Below are 19,340 nucleotides of genomic sequence, written 5' to 3'. Positions count from 1 at the left end.
TACAAAATAAAACTATACTACTAGAAAAAGAGGAGGGTGCATAGCGCACGCTCCTCTTTTATGGCTTTACGATATGTACGTTAACCTCATAACGATTCATTTCTTCTTCAAAATGAGCAGGGATATCATCGTCTACAATACAGAAGTCAATTTCCGTAAGGTCAGCTACTTTAGCGAAATTCACCTTTCCGATCTTACTATGATCACTCATGAGGATGGTGTGTCTGGCATTCGTGATCATCATTCGCTTAATCCTTGATTCGGTAAGGTTAGGGGTTGTGATAATACCTTCTCTAAGGTCAATGCCGTTCGTACCGATAAATGCTTTATCAATCCGGATCATATTAAGTGACTGTTCAGCAAAAGGACCAACGAGCGCAGACGTTTCTCTGCGCAAATTGCCGCCGAGCAGCATGACGTCTAAACCGGGGTTATCGGCCAGCTCCTGCATAATAATGATTGAGTTTGTCACAATGGAAAGATTGGAGAACGTTTTTAACTCTTTGACTAGTTCATAGGTGGTGGTGCCGGAATCCAGTAAAATTGCGTCCCCGGGGTTGATAAATTCTGAAGCTTTCTTAGCGATTGCCTGTTTTTCTTTAATATAGTCCTTCTTTCTGTCGCCAATTGATGCTTCGAAACTAACCGGCTGCAGGAGGATGGCACCGCCATGAGTGCGTTTGATGTTATCTGTCTCCTCTAATTCCTTAAGATCCCTTCGGATTGTAGAATCGGATACGTTAAATTGGACACTTAAGTCATGAACAGAAGCCCTTGACATATGCCGCAGGTACTCTAATATCTGAGCTTTCCTTTCTTCCATAAACATGAGAGCCAGCTCTCCTTTCTGCGAACTTCATCCTTCTTTCATTATAATCGATTCACGCCCATTAAAGAAAAACTACGTTTGTTGGTTTGTTCTTATATCTGATAGTGTGGACCAAGTTTTATTCGGAGTAGTCATAAATAGTCATAAATGAGTATTTTTAACCCTTAACAGTACCAACAATAAGGTGGAGGTTAATTGCTGTAATAATAGTCATTAAATACTATTTTTATAATTTTCTGAAAACTTATTGACATTTATTGTATACGCATATATAGTCATTAATAAGCAAAAACAGTCATAAATAAGAATATTTATCAAAGATTCTTATTTATGTAGTTAAAAGGAAAGGAGGGACTGACTGGCCATTAATGTAAGCGTATTCAAGTATATTTGTAAGAAAAAGTAAGGGGGAGAACGTATGATGAAACGATTGGCCCAAAGCACACCTCTAATCTTCATTACGCTATTTATTTTATTTTTGGCTGCTTGCAGTGGAAATAATGAAACATCCGGGAAGGAAAATGAAAGCGCTAACAATAATGGTGGGAAGGAACAAGAAGATTTGAAAATAGGCTTAACGTTGAACAATTTAGCTAATCCATTTTTCGTTTCCATGAGTGATGCGGCTGAGGAGTACGCAGATGAACTTGGAGCGGAAATGATTGTTCAGGCCGCCGATGCGGACTTGGCGAAGCAGACTTCTCAAATCGAAGACTTTATTACGCAGGGGGTGGACTTAATTCTACTTAATGCGGTTGATTCAGAAGGGATCGCAGGAGCTGTTGCCCAAGCAGACGCTGCAGGAATTCCAGTCATTTCAGTAGATGTAGGGGCAGATGGCGGGATTGATGGAACGGTGACTTCTGATAACTATCAGGCGGGTGTGCTTGCAGCTGAATATATGATTGATGATTTAGATGGAAAAGGGAAAGTAGTGATTATCGATGGTCCTCCTGTTACAGCAGTGAAAGATCGTATTGCAGGATTTGAAGACACAATCGAAGGTACAGACATTGAAGTTATTGCCAAGCAGAATGGAGAAGGTAATCGTGAGAAAGGTCTGCAGGTGATGGAGAGTATTTTGCAGGCCAATGAAGAAGGTACCATTGATGCGGTCTTTGCTAATAACGACCCAGTAGCAATAGGTGCGGAAATTGCTCAGCATCAGGCAGATCGGGAGGATGAATTTTATATCGTCGGGGTGGATGGTTCTCCCGATGTTATTGAAGCAATGAGTAAGGAGGGAAGCTCGATTGCGGGTACGTCTGCGCAGCACCCGGATAAAATGTTGAAAGAAGCTATGGATGTCGGTCTGCAGGTGCTTGACGGTGAAGAGGTAGAGGAAATAGTGAAGATTCCGGTGGATTTAGTTACACAGGATAACCTGGATTCCTATGAGGGCTGGTAACTCTCTGACAATTAGACGGTCCTTGCTGTGACAGCGGGGACCTTTCTTAAATCAAAGGAAGGTGGAAAATAAACTTATGGTTACTTTTGAAAAAGTAAGGCCAGTTCCAGTCTCGTTGCAGCCCGTTCTAAGTATGAAAGGGATCAGCAAAACATTCACAGGTACTACTGTATTGAAAAACGTAAACATCGATCTCTATCCAGGAGAAGTCCATGCTTTGATGGGAGAAAATGGAGCAGGGAAGTCAACATTGATGAAAATTTTGTCTGGTGTTTATGCACCGGATCAGGAGGGCGGCACGATCCGTTACAAAGGAGAACACGTTCAGTGGAAAGATCCGCTTTTAGCTAGAAAGGCAGGAATAGGTGTTATTCACCAGGAATTGAATCTCTCTCCTAACTTATCTATCAGCGAAAACATTCTAATGGGCACGAAATACCCGCGGAACAAATTAGGAGGAGTAAGGTGGGACGAGGTACATAGGATGGCTGAGGAAGTCCTTGTTTCAATGGGTTCCGACCTGCAGCCTGAACAGCTTGTCTCCACGTTAAGTGTAGCTCAGCAGCAAATGGTGGAGATTGCGAGGGCGCTTTCTTATAAAGCGGAAGTTCTAATTATGGATGAACCTACAGCTTCCCTGACAGATAAAGAGATTGATGGGTTATTTTCTATCATTAATGATTTGCGAAAGCACGGCGTGGCGATTGTCTATATTTCCCACCGAATGGAAGAAATATTTAAGATTGCTGACCGTTACACAGTACTGCGGGATGGGGAATGGATACGGAGCGGTCCAATCCAGGAAACGAATCCTGAGCACTTAGTCAGCTTAATGGTAGGGCGTGACTTAAAAGACCTATTTAAAAGAAAGGGCAGTTTGTATAAAAGAGAGGATGATCATCCGGCTCTCGAGGTTAAAGGACTGAGTGACAGTACGTTTGTAGAGGACTTATCCTTCAGTATTTACCCAGGAGAAATTGTTGGATTTGCAGGACTGGTAGGTGCCGGCCGTACGGAATTGGTCCGCTCCTTATTTGGTGTTTCAAGCATGACCAAAGGAGAGGTATGGGTTCAAGGAGAAAAGGTCGATATCCGCTCTCCGATAGATGCTATTAAATATGGGGTTGCTCTTGTTCCTGAAAGCCGCAAAGATCAGGGGCTCTTCCTTGATATGTCTGTGAAGGAAAATATTTTACTGGCAGAGATGAAAGCGTTTAAAAAGATAATGAAGCTTAATTGGAAAGAATTTAATCGTTCAGCGGATAACTATATTAGGGATTTGAGAATCAAAACGGCTTCACCTGCCCAGCCTATCTCAGGGCTTAGCGGAGGGAACCAGCAGAAAGCTGTCATTGCCCGATGGCTTTCGACTAATCCGAAGGTACTGCTTCTTGACGAGCCGACGAGGGGAGTAGACATCGGTGCCAAATCAGAAATTCATAAAATTATTTCAGAGCTGGCGGACGCTGGTCTTGCGGTATTAATGATTTCCTCTGAACTGCCGGAAGTGCTGGGAGTAAGTGATCGGATTTTTGTAATGCATGAAGGGCGGATCACAGGGCATTTACAGAGAGAAGAAGCCAGTCAGGAAAAAATTATGCATTATGCTACGGGAGGGAATTAATCATGAAATCAGCTTTGTCACCAAATCACCAGCCAAATTCTCAGCCAACGCCGCCGCAGGGGATGAAGTTCGGGCAGAACGTAACGCTGGTATGGAATCAGCTTGGTATGATTCTCATTTTAATCCTGCTGTGTATTGTTATGAGTTTCGTCGCTCCCAATTTCTTAGATGGCTCCAACCTCACAAATATTTTAAAACAGGTTTCCGTCACAGCTATATTAGCAGCTGGGATGACGATCGTTATATTAACGGGAGGGATTGATTTATCGGTAGGGTCCATCGTGGCACTCTCCGGCGTTGTTTCTGTGATGGCATCTCAAGCGGGAGTTCATCCGGTGTTGGCTATGCTGGCAGGGGTTGGAGCCGGTTATCTCGTTGGTTTTATTAATGGAGTATTTACTGCGAAGGCAGGGCTTCCTGCATTTATTGTGACTCTGGCAAGTATGACTTACGTACGCGGACTTGCATATGTAAGCAGTGGAGGCTATCCGGTTGTTCTCGAATCAAATACGTTTCGCTTTATCGGATCAGGATCCATTCTAGGCATCCCTACCCCCATTTATCTTATGGCGCTCGTATACTTGGTCATGTTTTATGTATTAAAGTACACCATGTTTGGCCGTCACATTTACGCGATTGGAGGCAACGCAGAAGCGGCTCGACTTACAGGGATCAAAGTGAAGAAAACCTTAGTTAATGTTTATTCAATCAGCGGCTTGCTTGCCGGGCTTGGGGGAGTGGTTTTAGCGGGGCGGCTTTACTCTGGTCAGCCGACAGCAGGAAATATGTATGAATTAGATGCGATCGCAGCAGTTATTTTAGGCGGTTCGAAACTTACGGGCGGGGTTGGTAAAATTCAGGGAACCATTATCGGGGTTTTAATCATGGGAGTCATAACGAATGGATTAACCTTAATGGACGTCAGCTATTATTCGCAGCTCGTCGTTAAAGGCGGGGTTATTCTTGCAGCTGTATTAATCGACCGGGTGCGTTCTTAATAACCAGGAATTGATAGATTACTAAAAAGGAGGTAGTAAACGTTGAGAACAAAATGGATGTTTCTTTCCTTCATCTGTTTTCTTTTAATCCTTTCGCCGTGCCCGGTATCAGCTGATGATTCCAGCTATTACGAAGAACCTTACCGAAACCAAGTTCACTTTTCGCCTGAAGCCAATTGGATGAATGACCCAAATGGTATGGTTTATTACGAAGGCGAGTATCACTTATTCTATCAATATCATCCTTATGGTACGACGTGGGGGCCGATGCATTGGGGACACGCGGTGAGTGAGGATCTCGTAAATTGGGAACACTTACCGATTGCACTATCGCCTGATGAACAAGGGCAGATTTTTTCAGGAAGTGCAGTGATTGACTGGGACAATACGGCAGGGTTTGGGGAAGAAGCAATGGTAGCTGTCTTTACCCATTCCGGGCCTGAAGGTCAGGTTCAGAGTCTGGCCTACAGCGTGGATAAAGGCAGGACGTGGGAGAAGTATGAAGGCAACCCGGTGATGCCAGATCCTCCAGTGGCCGATTGGCGCGACCCAAAGGTTTTCTGGCATAAGGACTCAGATCAGTGGGTGATGTCGCTGGCGGCTAAGGATCGTATTATGTTTTATACCTCCCCGGATTTGAAAGATTGGGAGTTTACCAGCGAATTTGGTCCTGACGGAGGTATCCAGTCTAATAGTCTTGATCAAGTATCTTACGCTATGTAAGATCATTCGGGCAGCTCCTTCCATTATAGCGGTGATGTTACCCTTCACGAGAAAAACGGCAGAGAAGGGGCAGGAGGTTTAGTTTTTCGCTCAGACAAAGAAGGGACTAATGGCTATGTTGCAGAAGTCGATGCGAGGCAGAGTGAGGTGACATTAAGTAAAAATATTGATGGACAAAAGGAAGAGATCGAGTCTGCATCGCTGAAAATTGATTCTTCGTCTACCTATGAGGTGGAAGCTGTAACAGACGAAGATCAGATTCAGGTTTATGTTGATGAGGAGCTAATGATTGACGTGCAGGACAGTACGTTTGAACACGGATACTATGGATTGGCATCAGACACATCAACCTCTTCATTTCGGAACGTTGAATTTGAAAATATGACCAATTTTGTATCTAATCTATCAGGATGGAGTGCTGTAAACGGAGAATGGGATAATTCACTAACAGGTAAAGCAGGCGTTTCACAAGAAGATGCTTTTATCCTTAGTGACGTAGAAGTGGATAACTTCTTGTACGAAGCGGACATTGAAATAGTAGGTGGCGAAGAAGGAGGGGGAGCAGGAGCGCTTGTTTTCAGAGCAGATGATCAGGCGGAGAACGGTTACTTTGCCAACATTGATGCCATGCATGATGTCGTGAAGCTGATGAAAATCGAAGATGGCAGTATATCCGTTTTAGGCGAAACGTCTATGGACATTGACACGGATCAAACGTATGAGCTGAAAGTTGATGCTTATGATAATAATCTTAAAGTATCCATAAATGATGAACTCGTACATGAAATTAGTGACGATTCTTTTGCGAGCGGCCAGCTTGGATTAAATGTATGGAACTCCACTGCAGTCTTTCAAAATGTCAATCAAGGGAAGAATATACGAACATCTGCAAGAGAAATTGACAATCATGATTTTGAAACAGGGGATCTTTCAGGATGGAATGTTGTTAAAGGAAATGCGTTTACAAATGATCATGTCACAGATGAAACGGAGTATTGGGGAGGTCCATTTAATCCTCAAGGCACGCATCACTTATGGGGGTTTTCTGATTTACATGATGGCGATCAGGCAACAGGTGAGCTGCATTCTTCTTACTTCAAACTGGATGGAAACGGTGAAATCAACTTTCTTTTAGGTGCAGGTAATGACATTAGTAATCGCTACGTCTCCCTCATGAGAGCTTCGGATGACAGAGAATTGATCCGCCAGACCAATACGAAGTTCCAGGAGGATGAAACTTATAAAAGATATATTTGGGACGCCTCAAAATACCTTGGGGAAGTGCTATATATTAAAGCTGTAGATCAGGCGTCAGATGGATGGGGACATATTAACTTAGATGATTTCAACGTCTATAATGAAGGATCGCTGCCTGAGGAAATAGACGCAACAGCAGAAGAACCTGAGGAAGAAGACATTGAGCAGAGTGGAACGATAGATGAGTGGACATCAGTGCAGGGGGATTGGGTGAATTCGACACATGGAAGCAATGGCGGCATCTGGGAATGTCCGACGCTCGTTGAATTGCCGATTGATGGCGATCCGAATAATACGAAATGGGTTCTTCAAGTCAGTATTAACGATGGCGCCCCCGCTGGCGGTTCAGGTATGCAGTACTTTGTCGGCGATTTTGACGGAGAAACGTTTACAAATGAGAATTCATCTGAAGAAATATTATGGACGGATTACGGAGCGGACTATTATGCGGCGGTCGAGTGGAGTGGAATTGAAGGTGACCAAGGACAAAAATACTGGCTCGGCTGGATGAGCAACTGGCAGTATGCGAATGAGACTCCGACTACTACGTGGCGGAGCTCTATGAGCCTGCCTAGGACTATGGAATTGACCGATACAGAAGCCGGGACACGTTTAAAGCAAACTCCAGTTTCGCTTAACAGCATCCGCGATAAAAAGCAGAAGGATTCTTATAGTAACGAAGTGATTTCTGGCAACAGCAGTCTGCTCTCTGAATTTTCAGGCGATACCTATGAATTGGTGGCTGAATTCGATGTTTCGAATTCCAGTGCTGAAGAATTTGGGTTCCGTATCCGTAAAGGAGAGGAGGAAGAATACACCACGGTCGGGTACCATGCAGCAGCTGAAGAATTATTCGTCGATCGCACCAGCAGTGATGAGTTTGATTATGGAAATAATGTTGCCGATCGACATGAGGGTAATTTACCTGTTTCAGACGGTAAGGTGAAAATGCGCATATTTGTTGACCGTTCAGCAGTGGAGGTGTTCGGGAACAACGGGGAGACAGTTATAACTGACCAGTTGTTTCCTGACCCATCCAGTAAAGGGTTAGACATTTACAGCAAAGGAGGAGAAGTCCATTTAAAATCGCTCGAAATCTACCCTTTAAAGAGTATATGGAAAGACCAAAATCAATTTAAATCAAATCTTACAGGATGGGAGTCGATTTCAGGAAGATGGGCTGAGACACAGCAAGGCCTGCAGGGCCAGGGCGATGGAGATAATTTTACACTAGCAAGCGAGCAGGGACAGAACTTCCATTATAAGGCTGACATTAAAGTACTGGATTCAGACTCTCATCCCGGGGATTCTGAACAGGATCTCGTCAATAACTCCGTTGGCTCAGGAGCTCTAGTATTCCGTTCAGATCCTTCTGCGAAAAATGCCTATGCAGCTAATATTGATGTAAAAAACAATCAAGTAAAGCTGATTAAATTTGAAGACGGGAAGGGGAGTGACTTAAAGACGTCAGAAGAAGATTTGGATTTGAAAGCGAACCAAAACTATCAGCTCAAGGTGGAGGCTGAGGGAGAGGATCTGCGAGTTTATTTAGATAAGGAATTAGTAATTGAGACGAAGGATTCAGCGTTTCAAGAAGGATATTTTGGATTGAATGTGTGGGATTCAACTGTGTTTTTTAATAAAGTGAAAGCAAAGGTTAATAAAGGTGAACAATAGTGCCTGAAAGGTACTATATGGTCCTGGTTATTTTAGAAAAAGTACAGCATTTTGAAAAGACTGCTGTACTTTTTTCTGTACTTATGAGCCTATCTTTCTGTAATCCTCTGCTATCGGCATCTCTTTAACTTGAGTAAAAGAACTAACGATAATGACGATTAGGACGTTGCAGATTAATCCTAATATCCCAGCGTCTATATCAAGGGGACGCGTTTCAGCGACGAGCTGGAAATAATAGTTGACGACTGTTCCAATGATTAATCCTGTTATGACAGCCGGGGCAGTCACTCTTTTCGAGTACAGCGCTGCGTATACCCCTGGCGCGAATTGAACGATTGATCCGTAAGCTCCCAGCAATAAAGCGATGAGTCCCTGACCGCCGAAGACAGTTATAAAGTAAGCTAAAGCACCAATAATAAAAACGCCGATTCTCATAATGAGAAGAGTGGTTTTTGATGATAGATCTTTTTTGACATTGCGGACGAATCCATCTGTAAATTCTAAGGAAGCACTGTGGGTGATAGCGTCAGCCGTTGACATCGCCGCAGCTAATGCTCCGGCTCCTACAAGGCCGTATACCCATCCGGGTAAGTTGAGTGCTGTGGTAATTAAGAATGGCAATATTTCATCTGGTGACCCGACTTGAGAGGGGTCAATCACGTTGACAGCAGAGAAGCCGACAAATAGAAGCGGTATTAAGAAAAGAGCAAAGACGGGGTAGACGAGTACCGTCTTCTTAATGGTTCGTGCATTAGTTGCATATGATTTGGAGAATAGGTGCGGCCACATCAGGAATCCGATTGTAGAAACCAAAATGGTTGTTGTATAGGCCATTGGAGACATTGTAGAACCCTCTGCTCCGATTTCAAGAAAGCCCGGGTTGGAGTCGGTCAAATTCATAAACATTTCAGAGACACTTCCATGCAGTTGGTTGACAATGGTTAACCCTACGGTCCATGAGATCACGATCATAAGAATACCTTGGAAAACATCGGACCAGGCCGCTGCGCGTAAACCGCCGGTGGCTACATATACGACCACTATTCCATAAGACAATAGAGCACCGAGCCAGAAAGGAATGCGTCCTTCAGTCATAATATTGAAGATGTAGGCCATTCCTTTCATTTGGGTAGCGAGGTATTGGATAGAAGCAAGAAGTGTAATAATCCCAATTAACATAGCCAGACCTTTACTTGTGTATCTCTTCTGTAAAAAACCCGACACTGTATAAATGTTATGCTTTCGTCCAATCTTTCCGATTTTAGGACCGATTATATACCAGGGCAGAATGGCGAAGGCGGTGTATGTAATGATGTATAATGCTGGAGCACCACGTGAAAAAGCCCAGCCAGGTGCACCGAGGAACGAAAAGGCGCTGAATACGGCTCCTCCCATTAAGAACCACATGACGAATAACCCTAAATTTCCGCCTGCTACTGTAAATTCTTCTAAAGAAGCTTTATCTTGTTTTCGACCTGCCATTACACCGATAAGCAGGGCGACCAGGAGATAGCCGATCATCATGATCATTGCGATTTGCCATTGTGCCATTTAGTTGACCTCCTTTTCGTCTTTGTCTGGATCAATTCGGTAGAGTAATAAAACGATAATAAAGGTGATGATAATCCAGAAAATGACCCAGAATACAGAGAAAGGCAGTCCTAAAATGAAGGGGGTTTCTCGATTTCCAAAAGAAAATAAGGGGTAAATCATGAGTAGAAACGGAACTAGTAAGGATAGACTGTAAATCTTTGCGAACTTCTGCTTACTCAATGAACACCCTCCTTTTGTTTCTGATAAACAATTTCTCCATTTAGTACTGTCATGTCGACTGTTATGTTCGTGAGTCTGTCGGAGGGACAATCTAGGATGGAGCGGTCCAGTACTACGAGATCTGCCAGTTTTCCAGATTCAATTGTGCCTTTTATATCTTCTTCAAAACTCGCGTAGGCCCCCGCCCAAGTATAAGCTCGAATCGCTTCTTCGATAGATATGGCCTGGGCTTGTCCGATAAGTTTTCCTGATTTACTTTTACGTGTAACAGCTGAGTAAATTCCCTGCAAGGGGTCAGCGCTTGTGATCGGACTATCTGAACCGAGCGCAAAAGGGATTTGCTGCTCAATAAAGCTTTTTAAAGGAAACATGTCATTTACTCTGCTTCCGTAGTCTCTAAGGTATCCAACACCAAATTCATACAGAAAAGCCGGGTTAGGAATAGGTATAGCTCTTAAGGATTTCAATTTGTCTAAAAGGTCTTCTGGTGTAATTCCTGAATGTTCAATTCGATGTCTATGATTCATTCTATAATTGAAGTGCAGAGTGCTTTCGAATGTATGAAGCAGCATTTCAATAGCTTGATCACCCATTGCGTGAGCGGTGATTTGCCAGCCATTTTCGTGAGCCTCACCTAAACTCTTATCTAATGCTTCCTGATTCAGATATAAAATGCCAGAATCATCCGGGTCGCTCGTATAAGGCTCTCTTGTTTTGCAAGTAGGTCCGCTGCTGCTTCCATCGATGAATACTTTAGCTGGGCAAATTTTAAAGTTCTGATCTCCAAGTCCGGTAATGATGCCGCTATCTATCCCGGTCTTAACCATCTCTGGAGATTCGTGCAGGGAACCATATAACGCATATACACGCTGTTTAATTTTCTTCTCGTTAACTGCTTGTTGAAGGTAACGGATGTGTTTCGTTCCGTATCCACCGGCATCATGCACGCTCGTTATGCCCAGCTTAAGATAATCGTCAGAAGCTATTTGAAGCCCTTTCATCACTTCCTCCGCCGAATAGTCAGCGAGCTGAAACATATTCATGTGGGCGGCCTCAAAGAGTAGTCCTGTCAACTCGCCGTTTTGTTTGTGATATGACCCTCCGGGAGGGTCAGGTGAAGTGAAGGAAAGTCCGGCTAGTTCGAGCGCTTTACTATTGGCGCAGGAAATATGTCCACACGTTCGCACTACTATGATAGGGTGAGTTAAAGAAACCCTGTCTAAATCCCATTTGGTCAAGTGCCTTCCTTCTTTTAAATAATTTTGATTGTATCCCCAGCCTCTAATCCATTCCCCATCAGGCACAGCATTGGCAGTTATCATTAATTTCTGCTGAAGTTCTTCTATGCTGTTCACCGTTTTACAGTTCACCCCAAGCTGGTTGGTTCCGTACAATTCAAGGTGAGCATGGGCATCAATAAAGCCTGGTAATAAACTGCGGCCTTGTAAATCGATGATCTCTGTCTGCTCGCTGACTGTCTCCGATACTTCTTCGTTAGTGCCAGTTTGTAGAATAGTGTTACCATGAATCGCTGCGGCTTCACATACGGAGTAATTCGAATCTGCGATAAAAACTTGACCGTTAATAAAAACTTTAGTTGCTGTCAATTCCATCACTCCCTCCAATTAAGACTCTGAAAGCCGGGCTGCGGTCTGGTAAAGTAGTTCTACCCCTTTCTCAATGTCCTTCATCTCAGCAAACTCCAGTGGGTTATGACTGATTCCCTTCTCGCAGCGGACAAAAATCATCCCGTAGTCACTTATATAAGACATAAACAGAGCATCGTGGAAAGGTCCGCTCATTAAAGTAGGAGAGCTGTAACCCAGCTTTTCGTCTTCCTCCTTCATAATGGTTTTAATCCAATCGGCGCAGTAACGAGGGTCACTGCGCGTGTCTTCGCTTAATGAGTACTTGAGGTTTAAAGCGGAACATGTCTTTTTAATAATTTCATAGAGTCTAGTTTCTAACCGATCTCTTACCTCCATGTCTATATCTCTCAGGTCAATCGTAAACTCTACTTTTTCAGGGATAATGTTTCGTGAGTTCGGAAAGGTCTGCAGACTGCCGACTGTACCTACTGTATTAGAAGTGCCTTCATTATTCACTAAATCATTAAACTCGCGAATGATCGTTGAAGCACCAACAAGAGCATCCTGGCGGAGGTTCATCGGTACCGATCCCGCATGCCCGGCAAACCCTTCAATTGAAACTGTAAGCCACAGAGGTCCGGAAATCGCTGAGACGATGCCGATTGGCTTCTTGAGATCTTCAAGAACAGGACCTTGTTCAATGTGCAGTTCAAGGAAGGCTTCAATGTCTCCAGGCTGATAAACAGGACTTTGAGTGATCTCCGGCGTAACACCGAATTCTTTCAATGCTTCTAAGCGGGTCATTCCTTCCTTGTCTTTTCGTTCCAGTTCTCCTTCTTCTAACTGTCCGATCAGTGCTCGGACGCCAAACACCCCTTTATTAAAGCGCGCTCCTTCCTCATCAGAGAAACAAACAACTTCGATTGTACGGACAGGAGTGAACCCGTGATCCTGAAAACTATGGATAACTTCAATTGCGCCAAGAGCCCCGGCTGTTCCGTCGAATCGTCCTCCATAAGGCTGGGAATCAATATGTGAACCCAGCATAAGTATTGGTTTCTCCTTCTCTGTTCCTTCAATCCGGCCTCTTAAGTTTCCGAAACAGTCGATGTGGGCGTCTAATCCTGCGTCTTCCATCCACTCTTTTACAAGGTCTACAGCTTTACGGTCTTCCTGCGAATGTGCTAACCTCCTCACTCCGGTTTCACCGATTTTTCCGATTTCTGCTAATGAGTAGATACGGTCCTTCAACCGCGCACTGTTAATTTTCAAATCTGATCACCCCGCCGCTTTTTTAATTACTATATCAAGTCCTTGGATGGCTTACAATTGACACATTGTCACAATATAATTGATTATTCTGTATATTTAGTCTATTGATATCGGAAGATTGGGACTTTGTTCTTAGGGTAAGCGAATACTGGGCGGCTTTTAACTTTCAGGGGGCATATCCCTTGCAAGGAACCAACTGCAAATACTTACTGAGCTTTTCGTTCATAGACAGCAGCCCCCTGATCCATACCCTCTGAGACATAACCTTCATGTTTAATAATCCAATATTTCATTAACACACCATAAATGATTCCTGAAGGTATAATTCCAATAAACCAGGCTAAGTCAACATTTATAAAAGAGACGCATGTTCCGGTTGTGATGGCAATAATTGCTGCAGGATTCCAGCCTTTAAAAGCAGAGAATAAGTTATCTGAATCGTATAACTTGGAAACATTATAGTTCCCTCTGTGAATGATGTAATAATCAACAACCATGACAGCAAACACAGGTCCTAAGAAAGCTGATACGATTGTAATAAAAGAAGTGAAATAAGCAGCGTTCATAATCCACCATGGACACGTAAAGACAGCTAAAATACCGATAATAACACATGCTTTTTTCCACGATATTTTAAAGATATCCATAGCTACAAATACGGTAGGGGTGATATTTGCTACCAGGTTTGTTGTGATCTGAGCCAATGCAATGACAAATAACACAATAATATTGGCAAAAACATTAGAAATATACTCTGACATCACATCGACTGGATTCCAAATTCCTACAGCAGCTGCTCCTAATATTCCTACTAAAGGAAGCAGGATCATTGGCGGCACAATCCCGATGAGATGAGCCCCGACAAAAGTTTTATTAGACACTCGTTTAGGAACATACCTCGTGTAATCGGACACGTTTAAGAATAAAGCAGCGAATTGACCTAACAGAACGGTCATAGCAAGCCAGAACGGAATACCCCATGTCCCTTGAACAGAAGCTGATTGTTCGACTTGTAAACCAAATGTTGTCAGGAAGAGGAAGATCATATATATGACACCAAGCATGATGATGATAGCACCGAATATTTCAATCCATTTAATTGACTTAATCCCTTTAGCTGATAGATAGATTTGCAATGCCTGGAATGTGAAGAACCAAACCCAAATGTTACTGAAACCTGCAAGATCAAGAAAGATTTGATTTAATGCCTGAGCTCCAAGCCATGTCTGCACTCCATACCAAAATAAAGCAGGGACCGCACGTAAGAGCGAGGGGATCTTTGCACCGATTGGACCGAAAGAAGAACGAAGCTGAATGACCATGGGAATGCCGTGTTTCCATCCGACTCTTCCATTTAAAGCGAAGAGCAGAGCTGCTAGAATATTAGCTATAATTAAAGCAGCGAAAGCTTGGTACAAATTTAAATCACCATAAGGAGGAATCATGCTGGAACCCAGCATGAAGGATCCCACCATTATAGCGTCACCCCACCACATAGCTATGTAAGCTTTTGGTCCAAGGATACGGTGTTTTTCTTTTGTAATAGGTAATAGGTTAACGTCAGCCATTGTTTTTTCCTCCTTATTGGTTATTTATTATATTCCTGTCCATTGGATAGCCTGTGCAAGGATGAGAAATAAGATCGCCACCCCCACCCAGATGCCGAACAAGGGAAGATAGAACTTGACCCACGTCTGCCATTTGACACCTGCCAGAGCAAGTGTCGCCATAAAATATCCGGAAGTGGGGAATAAAATATTTCCAAGACCGTCACCGAACTGAAAGGCAAGAATAGCGGTTTGCTTGGTTACTCCGATAATTTCAGCTAAAGGAGCCATAATTGGAATCGTTACAAGGGCCTGTCCGCTTCCGGATGGAACAAGGAAGTTAAAAGCGAGCTGGATGCCAAACATACCTATGGCACTGAACATAGAGGGGAAATCGCCAACTACATTCCCTAATCCGTATACGATCGTGTCCATAATTTGGGCATCCTCTAAAATTACCGAAACCGTCCGGGCTACCCCGACAATAAAAGCACCAAGTAAAACACTTTTGAAACCTTCATTAAATCCTTCGCAAATTTCACTGGCCGACAACCCGGCAATTAAGCCGACAACGATGCCCATCATAATAAACAGGCCGGCCATCTCCAGCATGAACCAGCCATGCTGCAGTACGCCGTAAACGAGAATACCGAAGAACCCGAGAGCTGCTATGGAAGCGGCTTTTTGGCGTTTTGAAGCCTTGAATCGTTTGGTGTGATGGATGTCTCTATAAAGGTCTCTTTTTTCTTGATCGTCGTCGTACACAAGACTGAGAGTTGGATCATTTTTAATTTTTTTGGCATAGCGGATGACATACCAGGAGCCGATCGCAATAATAACGAAGAAGGCGGCTAAGCGAAGACCAAATCCACTGTACAGGGGGAGTCCGGCTAACTTTTGGCCGAGTCCGGTGTTAATAGGATTTAAGAAGCCTGCAGTAAAACCTGCAGTTGTAGCACAAAGCGCAATAGCTACTGCGGTAATCGAGTCGTATCCAAGGGCGATAATAAGCGGCAGAATCACGGGGACATAGACGAGACTGAGTTCCTGCGTACCGATCAGACTGCAGACTACAGCAAATACAGTCATTAATACAGGAACAACGGCAAGACTTTTATTTGAGAAGGTTCTTGTTAACGCATCCACCGCATTTTCGATAATGCCTGTTTTACGAAGCACCATAAACATTCCGCCAATAATAAAGGTAAAGAATACAATGGTCCCGGCACTTTCTAGTCCTTTAGGAAAAGCAAGCATAAAATCCATCAGGCTTGTCGGGGTGGACTCTACTGTTTGGTATGAATCGGGGTCTATGGTTGTCCGACCTTCAGGACCATCAATTCTTTCATAAGTTCCGGACGGTACGAAATATGTTGTGATAGCAGCTATAGCACTAAAAATAAAAAGGATTACATAAATATGAGGCATTTGAAATCCGTTTTTATTTGGTGGTTCCTTCACTTCTCTGCCAACAGGTATGTATTCCTCTGCAACGTTCTTTTGGATGCTCATTTCTACCTTCCTCCCTTTCATTACATCTAATGTAATGTTTAATGACATTTTATTACGAAGGAAGAACATAGTCATTATGCAAATTGACTATAATTTTGCAGAAAATTTAGATATATACGACAATCTAAAGTAAAAAGCAGTAGAAAAATAATTAAATGAGGGGGGGTGTGTTAATTTTTATGACATGAGAAGAGGATGGAATAGAAAAATAATAGAAACTATCCAGATGAAAGAAGTGTCTCTCTCTAAGAGAAGCACTTTTTTTTATAAAAATAACAAACCAAAGGCGATGGGGAAGAAGCTCCAAATTAAGATAATGACACAGAACCCCATAATATCTCTTACTTTTAATCCAGCAATAGCCAGAAGCGGCAATGCCCAGAATGGCTGAATCATGTTCGTCCATGCATCTCCCCAGGCTACAGCCATAGCCGTTTTTGCTGTGTCTTCTCCCAGGTCCAACGAAGCTGGAATCATTATCGGCGCCTGTACTGCCCATTGGCCCCCTCCTGAAGGAACAAAAAAATTGAGGATTCCTGCACTGATAAAGGTAAATAATGGGAAAGTGAAATCGCTTGATATATTCACAAACCATAGTGATAACTGTTCAGACAGGCCGGAGCTGACCATCATCCCCATAATACCAGCATAAAATGGAAACTGAATTATAATCCCGCCAGCGTTTTTAACAGCATCTGTAACATTATTTAAAAACCTCCGCGGGGTTTTGTGAGCAAGAATGCCGAGAAAAAGTACGATGAAGTTAACAATATTGATATTTAAGTCGAGTCCGTTTTGAATAAAGTGATAAATAATAAAAGCCAGACCTAAGCCGCCTGTAAGCCAAGATAGAATTCTGCTGTTCTCAAGTCTCTCAGCGGGCGTCATCGAACTAGCTGCAGAATTGACTGCTTCTTCATGGGCGTCTTCTTTCTCCAGTAAGGGTGGATTATTTTTACTTGTATCTCCGCTCGATTTCATTATCCATAAATTAATCAAAGGAAGTGACACAAGCAGGACAAAAACGATAAAGAGATTCATTGAGCTAAAGATGGTATCGGTAATGGGGATGGAGCCGATGGTATCCGAAAGAAAGTGGTCCTCCGTGGCGATAGTTAAAGGGATTGATCCTGATAATCCCCCGTGCCACAGGAGGAAGCCGCTGTAAGCACTAGCCATCAATATTCTGTAATCAACCGCAGGCACTTGGCGGGCTGCATGTACAGCTAAGAGAGCTCCTACGACAAGTCCAAAACCATAATTTATTAAACAAGCGATGGCGGAGACGAAGGTTACTAATAAAATGGCCTGCCCTGGAGTGGTGGCTAGTCTTCCCAGTTTTGTCAGGAAGGACTGAACGACAGGGCTGTTTGCAAGAATGTAGCCGGTCACTACGATTAAAGCCATTTGCATAGCAAATTCTAGAAGGTCCCAGAACCCTCCTCCCCAAAAACTTACCATCTCAACAGGAGAACTACCTGTAAAACTAATCCCTAACCCAAATACAATTAACGTTAATAGAATCGCAAATAAGAAAGCGTCGGGCAGGTATCTCTGCACCAAACGATCAAAAAATAAAGTGACTCCACGCAGCATAAAAAGTCCTCCTCCTTTTTGTAACCGTTTACAAAAGAAAATAAAAAAAGATCTTTAATAATGAATGAATATTCATATCTATTTTATTGTGTATGAATAGTGTCGGAATTTCAAGCAGTGAATAAATAAAATTCCTTCTTATACTATAATGTAATCACCAATATGTCATCCGGTTGACATATAATCAAAACAGGGGTACAATCTAAAAAACGAAATCGCTTTCAAAAAAGGAGGAGGAGTAATGAAGTACGTTGTTATGGCCGCAGCCCTGGCAGTGGCATTGTTTTTAACTGCATGTAGTGATCAAGAGACTAACAGTACACAAGGAGAAGAAACCATCAGCATGTGGGTGCAGACGTCAAAGGAAAGCCCTGAGGGTGAAGTGATGTTTGACACTGTCCAGCAATTTAATGAGGAATACGAGGGAACTTATGAAGCCAATATTGAATTTATTCCAAGAAGCGGAGGCGGGGGAGGTTATGAAGATAAGGTAAATGCAGCTGTATCAACAGACACGCTGCCTGATGTACTAACTCTAGACGGGCCAAATACGGCTGCTTATGCTGAGGCCGATATCATCGCTCCGATAGGGGAATATCTTTCTGATAAAGATGATTTTTTACCAAGTATTATTGATCAGGGAACATATGAAGATGAGCTTTATGCAATTGGATACTCGGAGTCCGGCGTCGGAATTTTTTACAACAAAGATATGTTTGAAGAAGCAGGTATTGATTTAGATTCATTACCGACGGTTGAAGATCCTTGGGACTGGGATCAATTTATGGATTTATCAAAAAAACTGACCGAGGCCTTTGATACTCCTGCTATAGACATGGGGCTGGATGATAAGAGTGAATGGTTAATGTACGCCTTTGCTCCGTTTTTATGGTCTCAAGGTGGGCAGGTTGTTTCTGAAGACGGCGAGCAAGCCACAGGAGTTTTTAATAATGAAGATGGGTTGAAGGCCATGTCCTTTATTCAAGAAATGCAGAACAAAAATTATACGACCATTTCTCCTTCAGAAAATGGGTTCGAGACGGGCAAATACCCTATGATGATGAGTGGCTCCTGGTCGATTCAGATGCTGGAAACTAGTTATCAAGATATCGATTACGATATTATGCCTTATCCAGTTTCTCCGGATACCAACGAACTTGTCTCCCCTACAGGAAGCTGGCAGTATGCGATGTCAACCAGTGCGGAAAATGAAGAAGCCGCTGGGGCACTGATTGATTTTCTTACAACTACCGAGGCACTCGGAGATATTAGTTTAGGAAACACTGTACTTCCTGCACGATATTCAGCAGCAGAAGAGCTGGAAGATCAAGTAACACCGCAAATGAATAAGTTGATTGAGCAGAATACTGCATCCGGACAGCCGCGTCCTGTAATCCCTGCCTATCCGCAAGTAACACGTGCTTTTCAGCAAACAGTAACCGGTCTTTCATTCTACGAAAATACGGATGAACTGCAGCAGCTGCTTGATGAAAAAGCTCAGGAAATGCAGACAGCCATAGATAGGAGGAACTAAT

Annotated in this window: 13 protein-coding genes and 1 pseudogene; 6 read left to right on the top strand and 8 right to left on the bottom strand. The window is 43.2% G+C overall.

The features are described from left to right. Positions 1 to 58: 58 nt before the first annotated feature. Positions 59 to 829, bottom strand: coding sequence for a DeoR/GlpR family DNA-binding transcription regulator (locus tag LF822_RS16160; protein ID WP_253925115.1), 771 nt, complete (start codon positions 827 to 829; stop codon positions 59 to 61). Between the two features lie 418 nt (positions 830 to 1,247). On the opposite strand from LF822_RS16160, the gene LF822_RS16155 reads away from it, so the two are divergent. The 5 genes and pseudogenes from LF822_RS16155 (at position 1,248) to LF822_RS23135 (ending at position 8,516) form a co-directional block, all read left to right on the top strand. After that, the gene (locus tag LF822_RS16155) at positions 1,248 to 2,237 is read left to right on the top strand and encodes a substrate-binding domain-containing protein (RefSeq protein WP_253925114.1); all 990 of its coding nucleotides are present in this window, start codon (positions 1,248 to 1,250) and stop codon (positions 2,235 to 2,237) included. Positions 2,238 to 2,313: 76 nt separating this feature from the next. Beyond that, entirely contained in the window at positions 2,314 to 3,861 is a 1,548-nt protein-coding gene (locus tag LF822_RS16150; protein ID WP_253925113.1) for a sugar ABC transporter ATP-binding protein, read from the top strand. Positions 3,862 to 3,863: 2 nt separating this feature from the next. Beyond that, entirely contained in the window at positions 3,864 to 4,859 is a 996-nt protein-coding gene (locus LF822_RS16145; protein WP_305881982.1) for an ABC transporter permease, read from the top strand. Positions 4,860 to 4,916: 57 nt separating this feature from the next. Next, a pseudogene (locus tag LF822_RS16140) lies at positions 4,917 to 5,540 on the top strand (glycoside hydrolase family 32 protein); the annotation flags it as partial. A 189-nt stretch (positions 5,541 to 5,729) separates the two neighbouring features. Next, entirely contained in the window at positions 5,730 to 8,516 is a 2,787-nt protein-coding gene (locus tag LF822_RS23135) for a glycoside hydrolase family 32 protein (protein WP_253925112.1), read from the top strand. A gap of 81 nt (positions 8,517 to 8,597) precedes the next feature. Here LF822_RS23135 and LF822_RS16130 read toward each other — a convergent pair whose 3' ends face one another. The 7 genes from LF822_RS16130 to LF822_RS16100 all read right to left on the bottom strand — a co-directional run bounded on the left by LF822_RS16130 (position 8,598) and on the right by LF822_RS16100 (position 17,805). Further along, the gene (locus LF822_RS16130; protein WP_253925111.1) at positions 8,598 to 10,067 is read right to left on the bottom strand and encodes a sodium:solute symporter family protein; all 1,470 of its coding nucleotides are present in this window, start codon (positions 10,065 to 10,067) and stop codon (positions 8,598 to 8,600) included. Then, positions 10,068 to 10,289: a DUF3311 domain-containing protein gene (locus tag LF822_RS16125; RefSeq protein ID WP_253925110.1), complete on the bottom strand. Its 222-nt coding sequence runs from the start codon at positions 10,287 to 10,289 to the stop codon at positions 10,068 to 10,070. Continuing rightward, complete coding sequence (locus LF822_RS16120; RefSeq protein WP_253925109.1) at positions 10,286 to 11,896, bottom strand: amidohydrolase; 1,611 nt, start codon at positions 11,894 to 11,896, stop codon at positions 10,286 to 10,288. The genes LF822_RS16125 and LF822_RS16120 overlap by 4 nt, the downstream gene beginning before the upstream one ends. Before the next feature lie 18 nt (positions 11,897 to 11,914). Then, complete coding sequence (locus LF822_RS16115; RefSeq protein ID WP_253925108.1) at positions 11,915 to 13,150, bottom strand: M20 family metallo-hydrolase; 1,236 nt, start codon at positions 13,148 to 13,150, stop codon at positions 11,915 to 11,917. Positions 13,151 to 13,356: 206 nt separating this feature from the next. Then, positions 13,357 to 14,718, bottom strand: a complete 1,362-nt coding sequence (locus LF822_RS16110; protein ID WP_253925107.1) for an NCS1 family transporter — start codon at positions 14,716 to 14,718, stop codon at positions 13,357 to 13,359. A 27-nt stretch (positions 14,719 to 14,745) separates the two neighbouring features. Next, positions 14,746 to 16,209 carry a YfcC family protein gene (locus LF822_RS16105; RefSeq protein ID WP_371925931.1) on the bottom strand — a complete coding sequence of 488 codons (1,464 nt, stop codon included), beginning with the start codon at positions 16,207 to 16,209 and terminating at the stop codon, positions 14,746 to 14,748. A 264-nt stretch (positions 16,210 to 16,473) separates the two neighbouring features. After that, entirely contained in the window at positions 16,474 to 17,805 is a 1,332-nt protein-coding gene (locus tag LF822_RS16100) for a short-chain fatty acid transporter (protein WP_253925106.1), read from the bottom strand. A 241-nt stretch (positions 17,806 to 18,046) separates the two neighbouring features. Here LF822_RS16100 and LF822_RS16095 point away from each other — a divergent pair, with 241 nt between their 5' ends. Beyond that, the gene (locus LF822_RS16095) at positions 18,047 to 19,339 is read left to right on the top strand and encodes an ABC transporter substrate-binding protein (protein WP_253925105.1); all 1,293 of its coding nucleotides are present in this window, start codon (positions 18,047 to 18,049) and stop codon (positions 19,337 to 19,339) included. Position 19,340: the final 1 nt, after the last annotated feature.

Source organism: Halobacillus sp. A5 (genome assembly GCF_024189315.1).
Classification (GTDB): domain Bacteria; phylum Bacillota; class Bacilli; order Bacillales; family Halobacillaceae; genus Halobacillus_A.
Note: the sequence above shows the minus strand (reverse complement) of the source record. Positions and strands in the feature narration are given on the sequence as shown.

Bases quoted from the DNA above. Each gene is read 5' to 3' on its own strand.
- LF822_RS16150 (WP_253925113.1), top strand. From the start codon at position 2,314: ATGGTTACTTTTGAAAAAGTAAGGCCAGTTCCAGTCTCGTTGCAGCCC.
- LF822_RS16095 (WP_253925105.1), top strand. From the start codon at position 18,047: ATGAAGTACGTTGTTATGGCCGCAGCCCTGGCAGTGGCATTGTTTTTA.
- LF822_RS16110 (WP_253925107.1), bottom strand. From the start codon at position 14,718: ATGGCTGACGTTAACCTATTACCTATTACAAAAGAAAAACACCGTATC.
- LF822_RS16145 (WP_305881982.1), top strand. From the start codon at position 3,864: ATGAAATCAGCTTTGTCACCAAATCACCAGCCAAATTCTCAGCCAACG.
- LF822_RS16100 (WP_253925106.1), bottom strand. From the start codon at position 17,805: ATGCTGCGTGGAGTCACTTTATTTTTTGATCGTTTGGTGCAGAGATAC.
- LF822_RS16105 (WP_371925931.1), bottom strand. From the start codon at position 16,209: ATGAGCATCCAAAAGAACGTTGCAGAGGAATACATACCTGTTGGCAGA.
- LF822_RS16155 (WP_253925114.1), top strand. From the start codon at position 1,248: ATGATGAAACGATTGGCCCAAAGCACACCTCTAATCTTCATTACGCTA.
- LF822_RS16130 (WP_253925111.1), bottom strand. From the start codon at position 10,067: ATGGCACAATGGCAAATCGCAATGATCATGATGATCGGCTATCTCCTG.
- LF822_RS16160 (WP_253925115.1), bottom strand. From the start codon at position 829: ATGTTTATGGAAGAAAGGAAAGCTCAGATATTAGAGTACCTGCGGCAT.